This window comes from Pseudomonas endophytica, assembly GCF_001411475.1.
Classification (GTDB): domain Bacteria; phylum Pseudomonadota; class Gammaproteobacteria; order Pseudomonadales; family Pseudomonadaceae; genus Aquipseudomonas; species Aquipseudomonas endophytica.
The window spans coordinates 1-13,889 of the sequence record NZ_LLWH01000135.1 but is presented as its reverse complement, the minus strand read 5'-3'; the positions used below and the strand labels follow the sequence as shown (position 1 = coordinate 13,889).

At 56.8% G+C, this 13,889-nt stretch carries 11 protein-coding genes; 3 read left to right on the top strand and 8 right to left on the bottom strand.

Annotation, left to right across the window (positions count from 1 at the left end; genetic code table 11):
- Positions 1–70: 70 nt before the first annotated feature.
- From AQS70_RS09865 to AQS70_RS09845, 5 genes are all read right to left on the bottom strand, one after another.
- A complete protein-coding gene (locus AQS70_RS09865) occupies positions 71–1,231 on the bottom strand; it encodes a GGDEF domain-containing protein (RefSeq protein WP_055102612.1) in 1,161 nt (386 codons plus the stop codon).
- A 231-nt stretch (positions 1,232–1,462) separates the two neighbouring features.
- Positions 1,463–3,076, bottom strand: a complete 1,614-nt coding sequence (locus AQS70_RS09860; RefSeq protein WP_082428074.1) for an alpha/beta hydrolase — start codon at positions 3,074–3,076, stop codon at positions 1,463–1,465.
- 7 nt (positions 3,077–3,083) lie between these two features.
- Entirely contained in the window at positions 3,084–5,462 is a 2,379-nt protein-coding gene (locus AQS70_RS09855; protein ID WP_055102611.1) for a TonB-dependent receptor, read from the bottom strand.
- A gap of 68 nt (positions 5,463–5,530) precedes the next feature.
- Positions 5,531–6,493: a FecR family protein gene (locus AQS70_RS09850; RefSeq protein WP_055102610.1), complete on the bottom strand. Its 963-nt coding sequence runs from the start codon at positions 6,491–6,493 to the stop codon at positions 5,531–5,533.
- The gene (locus tag AQS70_RS09845) at positions 6,486–7,016 is read right to left on the bottom strand and encodes an RNA polymerase sigma factor (RefSeq protein ID WP_055102609.1); all 531 of its coding nucleotides are present in this window, start codon (positions 7,014–7,016) and stop codon (positions 6,486–6,488) included. Before AQS70_RS09845 ends, AQS70_RS09850 begins: the two co-directional genes overlap by 8 nt.
- Before the next feature lie 192 nt (positions 7,017–7,208).
- Here AQS70_RS09845 and AQS70_RS09840 point away from each other — a divergent pair, with 192 nt between their 5' ends.
- Together AQS70_RS09840 and AQS70_RS09835 are read left to right on the top strand one after the other, a co-directional pair.
- A complete protein-coding gene (locus AQS70_RS09840) occupies positions 7,209–7,898 on the top strand; it encodes an HAD-IA family hydrolase (RefSeq protein ID WP_055102608.1) in 690 nt (229 codons plus the stop codon).
- 77 nt (positions 7,899–7,975) lie between these two features.
- Positions 7,976–8,656: an MgtC/SapB family protein gene (locus AQS70_RS09835; RefSeq protein ID WP_055102607.1), complete on the top strand. Its 681-nt coding sequence runs from the start codon at positions 7,976–7,978 to the stop codon at positions 8,654–8,656.
- Positions 8,657–8,723: 67 nt separating this feature from the next.
- Here AQS70_RS09835 and pdxR read toward each other — a convergent pair whose 3' ends face one another.
- Positions 8,724–10,166, bottom strand: coding sequence for a MocR-like pyridoxine biosynthesis transcription factor PdxR (gene pdxR / locus AQS70_RS09830; protein ID WP_420912346.1), 1,443 nt, complete (start codon positions 10,164–10,166; stop codon positions 8,724–8,726).
- 98 nt (positions 10,167–10,264) lie between these two features.
- On the opposite strand from pdxR, the gene AQS70_RS09825 reads away from it, so the two are divergent.
- Positions 10,265–10,717, top strand: coding sequence for a carboxymuconolactone decarboxylase family protein (locus AQS70_RS09825; protein ID WP_055102606.1), 453 nt, complete (start codon positions 10,265–10,267; stop codon positions 10,715–10,717).
- 56 nt (positions 10,718–10,773) lie between these two features.
- Here the strand turns inward: AQS70_RS09825 and AQS70_RS09820 are convergent, their stop codons facing one another.
- On the bottom strand, positions 10,774–12,888 hold the full coding sequence (locus AQS70_RS09820; protein WP_055102605.1) for a TonB-dependent siderophore receptor: 2,115 nt from the start codon (positions 12,886–12,888) through the stop codon (positions 10,774–10,776).
- Between the two features lie 122 nt (positions 12,889–13,010).
- On the bottom strand, positions 13,011–13,805 hold the full coding sequence (gene nikE / locus AQS70_RS09815; RefSeq protein ID WP_055102604.1) for a nickel import ATP-binding protein NikE: 795 nt from the start codon (positions 13,803–13,805) through the stop codon (positions 13,011–13,013).
- Positions 13,806–13,889: the final 84 nt, after the last annotated feature.

The window sequence follows — 13,889 nt, the reverse complement described above, 5'->3', positions numbered from 1 at the left end:
CTGCCGAGCAAGGGGGCGTTCATGTGCTAAGACTTCCAGGTGAGAAGTGCGGCACTGTAAAAGCGCCAAATCAGTGATTGGCGATCGTCCGATCTACCAACTTCAAGCTGTTACGGCCTCCGCGCTTGGACGCGTAGAGCGCAGCGTCGCCTAACTCAATTAGCTGGCTTAGGCTGGCGGGTCGCTGGTCGAACAGCTCGGCGCCGATGCTCAGGGTTACCGCTTGTGGCGTGACGAATGTTTGTGAGGTGGCGAGGTAAAACGGGTCGCGCAGAGCGCTTGCCAGCGCCTCAATTCGTTCGCTAGAGGCATTGCGTAACAGAATTACGAATTCATCACCTCCCAGCCGGGCAGCCAACGCATCTTTGGGCAGTACCCCACGAATCATTTCGCTTAGAGTGACCAGCAGTCGATCGCCCGCCGTGTGCCCAAATAGATCGTTAATCAGCTTGAAGTTATCAATGTCGATCAACAGTAAGGCGCCAGGTTGAGCGGCCGAAACACTGTTCAATAAGGGCGGCGCTCGCATTTCGAGGGCGCGACGGTTGTACAGGGCGGTCAGTGGGTCGCGAGCGGCGAGACGTGCGATTTGTTGTTCGCGTCGGTAGCGTTCAGTTCCGGTCATCGACAATGCAATCAGCATAATTGCCATGGCCCCTTCAACCAGCGAGATCTGAATGATCTGGCCTTGAAACGCGGCAAGGTCAATCAACTCACCCGGTAGCACCGCGAAGACTGACTTGACGCAATAGAACAGCCCGTGGATTAGCAGCACATAGCGCAACTGCACGGCCCCCACGCTCAATGAGCTACCGTGCGGGCGTAGCAGCCCGCTGGCCTTGAGCGATAAAGAGGCAACTAATAGCGAGTTAATCAGCAGGGTAATCCTGGACCATGACGGGTCATGCGGAATGACCAACAGTAACGTCCAAACAACAAAGACCAGATACCAACGTCGTGACAATTGCGTCTGGGTAAAGCGTGCAACCCCAAGCAGAAACAGCCAATGGGCTACCACCAGTAAGCCATTGGCGAACCAGATACCGATAAACAGCATCCCCTTACTGCGCAACAGCGCTAGGGTTGAGCCCACGGCAATGGTTGCAAAGCCTGCGCTCCAATACATTAGTGAAGGCTCACGGATGCTTCGCCATTCGATAGCCAGATAGAGTGCGGCAGCCGCGGCTAGCGCAATGGTCAGGGTCAATAAAGTGAAAGGGTCGAGCGCCATGAATTGACCGGACTGTCTTGTATGCGAAGGTGATGGCAATTGTATGCGCTTTTATTCACTTTTCGCAGAGGCGCCCGGTGGGCAATACAGGTAATAAGAGCGTCTCCCGATGAACTGTCGAACCCTTGAGTCGGTGCAGTGTTGGATCCTTTAGCTTCAGCGGATTAATAGCTCAGCGGTGGTGCAGGCGGATACCTGCGAAGTGCTAGTGCATCCGTCTGCTCAGCAGGGTTATAGCGCGATCGGTACGCACGCTTTGGGCGTATCCGAGCTAATGCCGAGCAGGCTGATCAAGCCACACGCCAGTGAGCCGCGCCATTGCAGGTAGTCGTGACCACTGGCGTATTCGACGTGATCTACCGAGTAGCCTTTAGCCTGCAAGACGTTGCGCAACTGCCGGTTGCTGTCCAAAATCCCAGCGCTGGAGGCGCCGGGCTTGCCTTCAAATAACCCAGCTTGCAGGTAGAAGCGCAAGGGCAGGCGAGGGCTAGTGACGTATTGACGAGTGAGCCACTGATCTTCAGTGCCAGCCGGGCTCCACCAATACGAACCGGATAAGCTCAGCACATTGCCAAACAGCTCTGGGTGTTTAAGCCCAAGCCAGGCTGACGCCAAACCGCCATAACTGGAACCCGCCACAACCGTATGCTTGGCCTCGGCACTCAAGCCTTGTTGTTCGGCCCACGGCATCAATTCTTCAGCCATGAAACGGGCGAACTCCGGGTTGGGAGGCAGCTCAACGGGCCGGGTTTCGTCACTTGGGTTGGCTATGATCAAGGCCGCGGTGGGTGGGATGAGGCCATCGGCAATTAAGTTATCCAGAATGGCCGGTGTGGGCACTTGGCGTGTGTAGGCGTGAGCATCGAACAGCACCAGCAAGCCACGGTCGTTGCCCGTGTTCTGCCAGCCCGCAGGTCGGTAGACATATACGTCGCGGGTGTTGCCTAAAATGCTACTGGTCAGGGACGCACGTTGTAACGTGCCGAGCGCTACGTCCACGCGCTTGCGCGACCACGGCTGAGGCGCAGCATCGGGTAACTCCATGATTGAGCGGGTCACGCTGGGCTCATAATTGTGGTTACCAAAGCGGTGTGGATTAAGTGGGTCGCGCTGAGCCGTCGCCAGTAGGGTCCGACGATCCCCAGCTTCTGGCACATCTGGGGCTAATTGATAGCTGAGACGGGCGCTGGATGGCACACGGTAGCTGGCGTACCAAACGTCACTCTCGGCCAAGCGCTGCAACAGATCATGGCCGCCAGAAGGTGCGCCAAACAAGCGCACATTGCGCTGAGCACCGCGCCACAAAAACGTGACTAACCGCTCGTTAGGGCTGTCATTTACGGCTTCGACCAGCGGCGTTCCTTGTTGCTCTCGGTCTTTCCAGAATGCTTGTGAGGAACCGCCCTGTTCCAGTTGCTCAGCCAAGTGACGCAGTGTTGGGCTAAGCAGTGGCGGCGGCGAAGGGTGTTGTTGGCTCAGTGGCAAGACCTGGTTCAAGGTCAGTGTGAACTCAGCTTGAGGGCGGCTTGCCAGCGGCTCTGCGCGCAATAGGTACTGCCCGTCTTGAGCGGCGACAAACATAAAGTCACGAGGCAGATCCGCACCATCGACCAACAAACGCAGAGGTTGAGCCTGTGCGTTGAGTAGGCGCAGGCTGACATCACCCACGACCTTGCCTTGGATCAAATCCCCTGCATTGAGTGTTATCCGCCAACGGGGTGGCTGCGCCTGATCAATGTTGGCGCGCACACTCTGACCTTGGCTCAGTGGCTCGATTGCCACGGCTGACGCGCAGGCCACGGCGCTAAAAAAGCAGCCAAGGCTCAAGCGATTAAAACGGCTCATGCTGACCTCAGAAGTCGATACTGGTTGAGAGTTTTAGGGTTCGCGGCTCGCTCACCGTGGCAAAACCATCGTTGAACACACCAGCCCAGTAAGAGCGGTTTTCAACGTTTTCTAGGCTAGCGCGCAGCACCACGTCTTTGCTCAAGATGCGCGTACTGTAGCGAGCGCCTAGGTCGTAACGCGTCCACTGCGGGATCTTCAGCGTGTTGGCGTCGTTGAGGTATTGCGAGCTGCTGTGGATGACCAGTGTGTTTAGGGTCAGACCCTCTATCCACGGTGTGTCCCACTCGGCACCCAAGTTGGCAGACCATTTGGGTACGCCGCGTGCTGTATTGCCGTCGAGGGCGCCGTTAGCGGTACGGGTCAACTCCGCGTGGGTGTACGTAACCCCGCCCAGTAGCCGCACAGAAGGAATGACCGAGCCGAACATGTTCCATTCCACGCCGCGGTTACGTTGTTTGCCGTCGTCGCTGTACAGGTTGCTGGCTTTGTCGAGAATCAGGCTGGGCTTCTCAATTTGGAAGGCACTTAATGTATGAGTAAACGTGCCCATGTCCCATTTCACGCCTGCTTCTAATTGTTTGGCCTTGTAGGGCGCGAACTGGTCGCCGTAGTTGGCTGCAGTGACATCACCCACCGTACTGCCTTGAGTCAGCCCCTCGATATAGTTGGCATACAACGACACGGGTGCATCCCAGGGTTTAACCACCAGTCCAACAGCTGGGGTGATGGCGTGTTCGTCATAAGACTTGGGCGAACTCATCTGCTGACGGACGCGTTGCGAGCGAGCGCCGAGGGTCAGCAAAACTTTGTCATCGGCGAACGCCAAGGTGTCAGCAATCGCGAAGCTGGAGAGCGTGTTGTCGCCGGTTTTAACGCTCGATCCCGTACTCCCGGCAATAATCGGCTTGCCCGGGTGATAAATGTTGCTCGGGTAGCGCGCGCCGGTGACGGTCGGCGCTCGGCCAATGTTCTGGTGCAAGAGGCTGGCGGAGAACACCAGTTGGTGGTCCACCGGTCCAGTGCTCACGCGTCCACGAACACCTGCTTCATAAGCGGTGCTGTCGGTATAACCGGCCTGGTTATAGGTTTCGCCGGTGGCGTCGCCCTTGTCATTGTTAACCCGCAGACGCGTACCGTTGAGGAAACCCTTGTAGCGACTTTTGGAGCTGCCAACGCTGGCGAATGTGGTCCAGTCGTCATTGAGTTCATACTCGCCGCGCACGATAACCGCCTTGCTGATCTGCTTGGCGGTGATGCCTTCAAGGATGTTGGTATCGGCCTTAGGCGCCTTAAGCACATGGCCAATGTCGCTGAAACCGACCATCATCGGGCTGCCATTGATGGCGCGCTCGTGAGTCTCGTAGGCGTCTAGTGCAAGCTTCCATCCATCGCCACGATAGTCCACGGCTAGCGAGGCCAGTGTGCGTTCTTTGGATTGATTGTCGACCCCGGTATCGCCATCGCCATACACGCCATTGAAGCGAATGCCGAAGCGTTGTTCATCGCCCAAGCGCCGACTAAAATCCAGATGCTCGGCAAAATAGCCGTCCGACACATAGCTGGTGGTCAGGCGGGTCAAGGGTGCTTCTAGCGCGCGTTTGGGCACCAGATTAATCACGCCGCCCACTCCGCCACTGGGGGCCATGCCCGACAATAGAGCACCAGGCCCCTTGAGGACTTCAACTCGATCCAAAAACTCGGTAGGCACGTGGCCATCAGGTGCCATGCCGTACAGGCCGTTAAGCGCGAGTTCGGAGGAGTCAAGCGAGTAGCCACGGATCATGAAGTTCTCATAGGCATGGCCTTCACCGGTGCTGAAACGCACTGAGGGGTCATTGCGCAGTACTGCTCCGACGGTGCCGCTCTGCTGGTTTTCGATGGCTTGCGCGGTATAGGCGGTGATGTTGAACGGCGTATCCATAATGTTTGTGTCACCGAGCAACCCCAAACGCGCCCCGGTCGCCACTTGATCGCCACTGTAAGCCTCAGGCAAATCACTCGCGCCCAGACCTGCACCCGTAACTCGCGTTTCCCCCAGATTCAGAGCGCCGTCGCTGCTGTCTTGGCGCAGTACGATCACACCGTTTTCTTCCTGGGCCACCAGCCCGGTGTTAGCTAACAGAAGATGCAGCGCTTGCTGCAAGGTGTATTGGCCTGACAGCGGCTGAGTACTGCGCCCGACTAATAGTTGGCTATCAGCCGCAATAGCAACGCCTCCTTCACGGGCCAGGGTATGAACCGCCGATTCAAGCGGTTGCGAAGGTAGGTTCAAGTTCAGCGGGGTAGTGTTGTCTGCGAGCGCGCTGCCGGCCCCTAATAGCAAAGAGCAAGCCAGCGCCAAGCGGCTCAGCGGGGCGCGATAAGGTGAGGCGTAATGCGACATGGTCAGTCCTGACTCGAGTGTGGTTATGGATGAAGACGGACCTCGACGCGTTTACCCCTCAAACTTTTTCAACGTAATTGCACGTAAGTTTCACCGGCTTTACTTACCAGTTGCACCGGCAAGATCCGGGGCAGGGCATGCAGCAGCATGTCTGGTCGATCACTAGGAAAGCTGCCAGTCAGCCGCAAACTTGCCGCTTCTGAGCTGATCTCCACCGGCCGTATCGCGTAGGCGTTGTACTCGGCGAGTACCTCTGAGAGCGGCGCATCGGTGTACGACCACCAACCGTTTCGCCAGTTTTCAATATCCGGGCTCACTTGACGATGTGGGTTGAAAGCGGTGACCTCGCCTCGCATGTTGATGCTCACGTGTTGGCCCGCCGTGAGGATTTTTGCTTCTCCACTAAGCCCTTGCACTTGGACTCGACCACGGGCTACCGCCACCTGAATGCAGCCGCCGCGATCACTGACACTGAACGCAGTGCCTAGCACCGTGACCTGACCCAGCCGGGTGTTGATTACAAAACGACGCAGCATTTCGTGGGCCACGTCGAAGTACACGTTGCCATGCAGCAGCATCACCTCACGCTGAGCATGACTGAAGGTCACGTGCACATTGGACTCGGCAGCTAGCAGCAACTGGCTGCCATCGGGCAGGGTGACAGGGCGGGCCGGTTCGGCGTGCTCAGTCAACAGCGATTGTTCGTAAGGAGCTGTCTCGCGCCACAGCCAACTTAACCAGCCCGAAGCGCCAATCACCGCTAATAACCCGGTGCCTTGGCGCAACAAACGGCGGCGGCTTAGGTTGACCGGGTGTGATTGCACGGTGCCACGCAACTGCGGGGTTAAGCGATGGATCATCTGCCAGCGCCGCTCGGCCTCCAGCCAAGCGCTTTCATGCTCGCGACTTTGATTACGCCAGCGCGCCAGTTGCTCGCGAGCCTGTTCGACCCGCGATGGATCATCGCTATTAAGCTTGGCCAAGTACGTCAGTGCCTGTTGCACCTTGCGCGCAGAGAGCGGTTCAGACATGACGGCACGCCACGCTCAGTTCAGACAGGTCAAACACCGCTCGGGCAATGTGCAGCTCCACTGACTTAGCCGACAACCCAAGTTCGGCGCACACTTGCCGGTGGCTGTAACCCTCCAGCCGTACCCGCACAAACACCTCGCGGCGCAGGCGCGGCATGCGCTCAATGCGCTCGATCAACTGCTGCAATTGCTCGCGGGCAATCACGATCTCTTCCACGGTCGGGCTAAGGACATCAAGCCGGCTCATCCAGTCATCCAACGCCGCGACTTCACAACTGTGACGACGGTATTGATCAATGCAAGCATTACGAGCCGCCTTGAATAACAGCGCCCTCGGGTTCGCCACCGTGCTGTTCAATGCGTACGCATAGGCTTGCGCAAAGCTCGACTGAGCGATATCTGCCGCATCATCAGGGTTGCCTAAACGGCTGCACAAGTAGCGTCGCAGCTCGGAATAACTGGCCAGCAGATCGTGGACCACTTCATTCAAAGTGGGTGCGTAAGCGGTAGGAAGAAATGACATGCTGAGCCGTTGGTGAGGAAGATGCTAATAGGAATTCCTATCATTCTCACATATGTGTAACTCAATGTGCCAGCGCGTAACTGGCTCGTCATGCAGATACCGGCGATCCTTTTAACTCGCTCACTGGCATTTAGACGAGGCGGGCAGTTAAGGTGCCAGCATCTTTTTGCCTTCCACCTTGGATCTGACGTGATGAATACACCGTGTAATGCTGTTAGCCCAATCAAGGCCGTGATTTTTGACATGGACGGGTTGTTACTCGATACCGAAGGTATTTATTCCGAAGTCACGCAGATCGTCGTCGAACGTTATGGTCGTACGTATGACTGGGGCATCAAGCAGCACATCATTGGGCGCGGCGCTCAAGATTTGGCCGAGTACATTGTCAAGGCACTGGATTTACCCATTACCTGGCAAGCGTTTCTGCAAGAACGCGAGCCGCTGATGGCGGAGCATTTTTCTAAAGCCCAGGCCATGCCAGGGGCGCAAGCGCTGGTGCGACATTTGAAAGCGCACAATATTCCGATTGCAGTGGGCACCAGTTCGTCCAGCAGTGGCTTTGACCACAAAACGACTTTACACCGCCACTGGTTTGCCCTGTTCGATACCATCGTCACGGCCGATGACCCTGAAGTGGGCGCAGCCAAGCCCGCCCCCGATATCTTCTTAACTGCTGCGCGCCGCTTGGGGGTTGCTCCGCAAGACTGTCTGGTATTTGAAGACTCGCCCTTTGGCGTAACCGCTGCAAAGGCCGCCAATATGACAGCGATTGCGGTGCCCGATGCGGCCATGCCCGACAGCAAGTACACCCACGCAGACCAGATTATTCGTCAATTGCCAGCGTTTGATTTGCAAGCCTACGGTTTGCCGCCATTGCCTTGAACGCTATTTCAGCTGTTAAAAAATAATTAGCCGAGTGCTTCTGACGGCATCTGTCACATGGTGTTTAAGGATTCTTCATGATTTCTGAGTGGGAAATGTGTGTACGTTTACTGTTGGCTGCGTTTTTTGGCAGCTTGATCGGTTTTCAGCGAGAGCACCTGTTTTGGACGGCGGGTTTACGCACTCATATGATGGTTGCCGCGGGGTCTTGTTTGTTCATGATCGTGTCGGCCTATGGTTTTGAACAGGCACTGACCCAGCCGGGGACTCGCTTGGACCCCTCTCGTATTGCTGCGCAAATCGTCAGCGGTATTGGGTTTCTAGGTGCCGGCTCGATCATGATGCGCGGCGACGTGATTAAAGGGCTGACCACGGCATCCAGTTTGTGGGTTGTCGCCGCCATTGGCATGACGGTGGGCGGCGGGCTCTACGGGCTTGCTGGCGCCGCCACGGTATTGATTTTGTTCATTCTGATGACAGTGACGCCGCTAGAAAGAAAGTACCGCAGTTATTTGAAAACCCATGTCATCAGGCTAGTTGCGCCAACCGGTGTGGTAACACGCGAGGTGCTGGACAAGCTCTTGGGCGAGCGGGCAGACCGCGTCAAGCAAGTGATTATTTATGAAGGCCCGGACGTTTCGGTAGAAAACATCGTCGTCGAGTTCAAAAAGACCACGCGCTATGAATCGTTCGACATGTTAAAGACGATCTTGACCTTGCCGGGTGTGCGCTCTGAAGGCATGGAGCATTCGTCGTAGTGACGGATGAGTAGCGGGGGCTGCTAAGGGCCGAGAGGTTCGATATCGCAGCCCCGCTTCACGCCTCTCACATTAACGCCAGAATGCGCCTGCCTAGCGCCTGAGCGGTGGCTACTGAGTCGATGTTGGCAAAGCCTAAGAGCAAACCCGAGGGTTTTTCTTCCCGTTGTTGCCACTCGCTCAACGCCTCGGCAAACAAACCCGCTTGGCGCATACGCTGCACCATAGCGCGATCGGACTGATGCACATCGAGGCGCAAGATTAGGTGCATTCCGCCTGGGTTAGCATCAATCCGAACCCGCTCACCTAGCACGCTTTTAAGCCCACTCACCGCCATGGTTCTACGCTCGCTGTACAGCTTGCGCATGCGCTGGATATGACGTGCGAAATGGCCTTCGACCATAAACGTTGCGACGATGGCCTGATTCAATTCTGGGCACCCACCCTGAAAGGTGTGGCACGTCTGCTCGAAGCGCTCTACCTGTGTGGCGGGGACGACCAAATAGGCAAGTCGCATGCCGGGGAACAGCACTTTGCTGAAGGTTCCGCTGTAGAGCACGCGGCCCTCGCGGTCTAGGCTCTTGAGTGCGGGGAGCGGGCGGCTGACATAGCGATATTCGCCGTCGTAATCGTCTTCTACGATCCACGCGTGTTGTCGCTCGGCCCATTCCAGCAACGCCAATCGACGCGGCAACGACAGTGAGACACACAGCGGGCTTTGGTGGGCGGGGGTGACGATGGCGGCGCGTGCGTTGTGTCCCGCCTCAATGGCTCGCGAAACACACAGGCCGTCTGGGTCGACCGCAACGCCAATCGGTGATATGTGCAGATGTTCCAGCAGTCTTCGCGTCGGTGGATAGCAGGGGTCTTCAACCAGCACCTGATCACCGGGCGCAAGCAAGGCTTGAGCGATCAGCGCCAGCGTCTCGCGATAGCCTCCTGTCACAAAGACTTGGGCGGGCGAGCAACTGATGCCGCGAGCAACTTGCAGATACGTTGCAATGGCTGAGCGCAGTGCTTGCAAGCCATACACCGAGGGGTGGGCCATGTGTTGCGGTTGTGTGCTGCGTGCGCAACGCGCGCTGATTTGCGCCCAGACCTTTCTCGGGAAAACATCCAATGCGGGCACACCCATTTGAAAAGGCAGCACCGCTGAATGTTGGCGAATCGCCACTAACGGAGCCGTCTGGGTCATGGCGCAGGCGGGAGGTGAAGTCGTTTTGCCAGAGAGGCCGAGCGCCACGCGGGTTCCAGCTTGGCCGCTGGCCTGCAAATAGCCTTCTGAGATCAACAATGAGTAAGCGCTGTCGATCGTTCCACGGGCCAGCCCCAGCTCTTTGGCCAAGGCGCGAGCCGCCGGAACGCGATCGCCCGGTTTAAGCAGACCGGCGTTAATCGCTTTACGAATACGCCAATACAGCTGTCGGTAAAGTGGCTCGCCAGACGTGGGATCAAGCGCAGATAAACGCACCGTAGCGATACGTAGGGTGTTCCCTGCAGGGTTAGACACGGGTTATGGCCTAGTCAAAAGGATAAATCATGGCCCTTTGTAATAGGGCCAAGAAATAGCACTATGCCGCCATTCAAACCCTCAAAACAAGGCTGGTCATGAGTAACCGTATCGACTATTCCAAGGCATCCCCTGAAGCCTATAAAGCGTTCGCAGCTGTGCATGCGGCACTGCAAAACAGCGATCTGGCAAAGTCGCTGATCGATCTGGTGTATTTGCGTGTGTCGCAAATCAATGGCTGCGCTTACTGCATTGACCTGCATTCGCGGGATCTGTTGAAACAGGGCATGAGCGTGGAGGCTTTGGTGTTGGTTCCGGTGTGGCAAGAAGCACCAGCGCTGTTTACACCCCGCGAACAGGCAGCACTGGCATGGGCTGAGAGTGTCTCCCTGGTGGCACAAACCGGGGTTCCGCAAGCCGACTATGACGCTGTCAGCGCTGAGTTTAATGACAAGGAGTTGGCCGAATTGACCTATGCCATCGGTCTGATGAACGCCTACAACCGCTTGGGTGTGGCGTTCCGAATGGTGCCCAACGCAGCGAAAGCCTGAGCCGTCGTCTCGCGTAGCAGCGGGCTTGCCAACTTAGGCAAACCCGCAAGCCGTGGTTAGAACTTCCAGCTAACAGACGCCGTCACATTGCGTGGGTCGCCGAAGTTGCTTTGACCGTAGCGCACGCTTTGCAGGTACTTCTCATTGGTCAGGTTGTCGAGGTTCAACTGGGTGCTCCAGTGACTGTCGATCTGGTAGCTGGCCATCAGGCCCACCAAGGCATATGCGTCTTGGCTGGCGGCAGGGGTGGTATCGTTTTCGATCTTGCTCTGCCATTTAAGCGTGCCACCAACCTTAACCTTTGGCGCCGACGGCAGTTTATAGGTCACGGACGAGGTCAGCGCATTGCGCGGGATGAACGTGCGTCCGCGATCGTTATCCGCATCGGTGATGTACACGTAGGTGTAACCGCCGCTGACTTGCAGGCCCGGCGCTAGCTCGCCAGTTGCTTGCAGTTCAACCCCGCTGCTTTTGTATGACTCGCCGTCATACAAGTCCCCGCCCAAAGCCGCGTCATAGCCCGCGTAGGTGGCCACGTTGTCTTGCTTGGTGTGGAAGACCGCCGCCGAGACGTCCAGTGTGTTGTCCAGCAGGTGACCTTTGATCCCCATTTCATAGCTCTTGCCTTCCAGCGGGTCGATGACCTTGCCTTGGGAGTTTAAGTAGTACTGCGGGCTGAAGATCTTGGTGTAGCTGGCATACAGCGAGTATTGCTCAGTCAGGTCGTAAACCAAACCCGCGTACGGGGTGACCTTGCCGTGAATGCTGACGTCGCGGCCTGTGCCGTAGTTTTCGCCGTCGCTGTCGGCGCTGAGCATGCGTGCCCCGGTAATCAGGTGCAGATCGTCGGTCAGGTTAAAGCGCGCCCCAGCGTAGATACTTTTCTGGCGATCGGTGAAGTTCGAGGTCGAGTCAACGGGAGCGAGGTCATAAATAGGGCGGGGTATCGAACCGTTCAACGCATCTTGCAGCTCCACCGGGGTGTAGTACGACGCGCTGCCAAACCGCGAGGCTTCTTGAGTTTTTGAGCGCGCCACGTTAGCGCCAACGGTCAGTTGATGCTCGCGTCCGCCTAAGTTGAACGGGCCGCTGAAAGACAAGTCGCCATCCAGCTCGCGGATCTTGCCCTTGTATTTAGACGCCACGCCGGTATAGCCGGTGGGTGACCCGCTGTCACCGTAGATGTAAAACATGTTGGTGTCTTCGCGGTGCTCCATCGCGGTCAGGGTCAGCGTCGAGGTCCAGTCATTTTGGAAGCGGTGTTCCCACTCAGCGAAGGTGCGGGTGGTGTGCACATCCCAATACACCCAAGGCTGCGCGATATTCGAGCTTTTACTGTGATAGTGAATGGCCTTGCCGTTGGCATCGGTCAATGGCAATGCGCCCCAACTGGCGCCGTTGGCATTGGACTTTTGGTCTTCATAGCCCACCGTCAACGTGTCACTGTCACTCAGATCAAAGGCCAGCATGCCACTGAAAATGTTCTTTTCGCGCGAGTAACGGTCTAGGTACGAATTGCCCGTCTCGTTGGCGTAGATCAGGCGTCCACGCACGTTGCCCGACTCACTCAGAGGGCCGGAAACGTCGAGGTCAACCCGGCGTTTGTCCCACGAGCCGCCACTGAGGCTGACGTTGGCTTGAGGGTCATAGGTGGGGCGTTTGCGGATGAAGTTGACCGTAGCAGAAGGGTTGCCGGTGCCCGACATCAAACCGTTGGCTCCGTGCAGAATGTCCACCTGCTCGTAAGGCGCCATGTCGATATCACCCACCAACGTGCCACCGTTGAGCGGCAAGCCCATGCCGTCGTACTGAAAATTAGTGATGTCAAAACCGCGTGCGGTGAAGTAGGTGCGATCGGTTTCTATTTTCTGCACGTTCACACCGGGGGTGCTGTCCAGCACATTGCGAATGCTGTTGAGTTTGAAGTCATCCAGTTGTTCGCGCTTGATGCTGGTGATGCCTTGCGGGGTTTGTTGGGCGGTGAGGTTCAAGCGTGTGGTAGTGGCGCTGGGTTTGGATTGATAACCCTCGGTACTACCGCCTTCTGATTCAGCCGCGTTAACGGCAGTAGCAGGCAGATCGAGGGTGTTCTCGGCGGCGTACGTGTGGTTAAAAATTCCCAAAGCAACCAACGTCAGGGCTGACGTTGGTACGGTGAACATAGTGCGCATGATCTGCAAATACTCCAGATGAAGAACGGCGTAACCAAGGCTTGGTTACAAAGTTTTACACCTAGGTTAATAGCAATCATTGCTGTTTACAAATATTTCACATTTGCATCCTTGGGTCTTCCCTAAGCCGCCCCTTGTTCCTGCCGATTTTTGGGCATTGCGGGTAACACCGCGTCTTGCAGCGTGAGTGCCGCCGGATGAGCAAAGCGTAAGAGTGGGGTAACCGCTCGGTCTTCGACCAGTTTGCCTTCAGCGAGTACCACCACGCGCTGGCAAAAACGCCTTACAAGGCTCAGATCATGGGTGATTAGCAGAAAACCGGTGCCGGACTCGCGTCGTACCTCGGCCAGTAAATCCAAGATTTGTACCTGCAACACCCGGTCAAGGTTGGACAGGGCCTCGTCGAGGATGATCATCTGCGGATTAACCGCTAACGCGCGGGCAATACCGGCGCGTTGCAGTTGCCCGCCACTGAGTTGCGCGGGCAATTTTTCGATGTCGCCGGGCGAGAGTTTGACCTGCTGCAACAGTTGCTCAACTCGGGCTTTGATCGAGTCGCTGCTCATCTCTGACAGGTGGCGCAGTGGCTCGGCAATGCTCCAGCCGATGCTGCGTAGGGGGTTAAAGGCGCTGATGGCGTCTTGAAAAACCATTTGTACCCGCTGCAAAAAAAGCGGGTTCAAGCCCTGCAACGGTTGACCTTCAAACTCGATGCTGCCTTGGTCGGGTGTTTCCAGACCCATCAGCAAGCGGGCGAGGGTGCTTTTACCGCTGCCGCTGCTGCCCAGTAGGCCAAGGCTTTGACCGGCTTGCAGGTCGAGGTCCAATCCCTTTAAAACCTGCACTTTATGCCGTTTGCTGAAAAAACCGCCGGCGGTGTAACCGTGGCTCACATTACGTACTTGGATAAAGTTCATGGCGTACAGGTCTCCATGGTCAAGGCGTGGTGCGCGGCGAGCAGCGTACGTGCTTCTGCACTTTTTCGGGCCTTAAACACGGTA

Excerpts from the sequence above, each read along its gene's own strand:
- AQS70_RS09840 (WP_055102608.1), top strand. The coding sequence starts at position 7,209 with ATGAATACACCGTGTAATGCTGTTAGCCCAATCAAGGCCGTGATTTTT.
- AQS70_RS09835 (WP_055102607.1), top strand. The coding sequence starts at position 7,976 with ATGATTTCTGAGTGGGAAATGTGTGTACGTTTACTGTTGGCTGCGTTT.
- AQS70_RS09855 (WP_055102611.1), bottom strand. The coding sequence starts at position 5,462 with ATGTCGCATTACGCCTCACCTTATCGCGCCCCGCTGAGCCGCTTGGCG.
- AQS70_RS09860 (WP_082428074.1), bottom strand. The coding sequence starts at position 3,076 with ATGAGCCGTTTTAATCGCTTGAGCCTTGGCTGCTTTTTTAGCGCCGTG.
- AQS70_RS09825 (WP_055102606.1), top strand. The coding sequence starts at position 10,265 with ATGAGTAACCGTATCGACTATTCCAAGGCATCCCCTGAAGCCTATAAA.
- AQS70_RS09850 (WP_055102610.1), bottom strand. The coding sequence starts at position 6,493 with ATGTCTGAACCGCTCTCTGCGCGCAAGGTGCAACAGGCACTGACGTAC.
- AQS70_RS09820 (WP_055102605.1), bottom strand. The coding sequence starts at position 12,888 with ATGCGCACTATGTTCACCGTACCAACGTCAGCCCTGACGTTGGTTGCT.
- nikE (WP_055102604.1), bottom strand. The coding sequence starts at position 13,805 with ATGAACTTTATCCAAGTACGTAATGTGAGCCACGGTTACACCGCCGGC.
- AQS70_RS09845 (WP_055102609.1), bottom strand. The coding sequence starts at position 7,016 with ATGTCATTTCTTCCTACCGCTTACGCACCCACTTTGAATGAAGTGGTC.
- AQS70_RS09865 (WP_055102612.1), bottom strand. The coding sequence starts at position 1,231 with ATGGCGCTCGACCCTTTCACTTTATTGACCCTGACCATTGCGCTAGCC.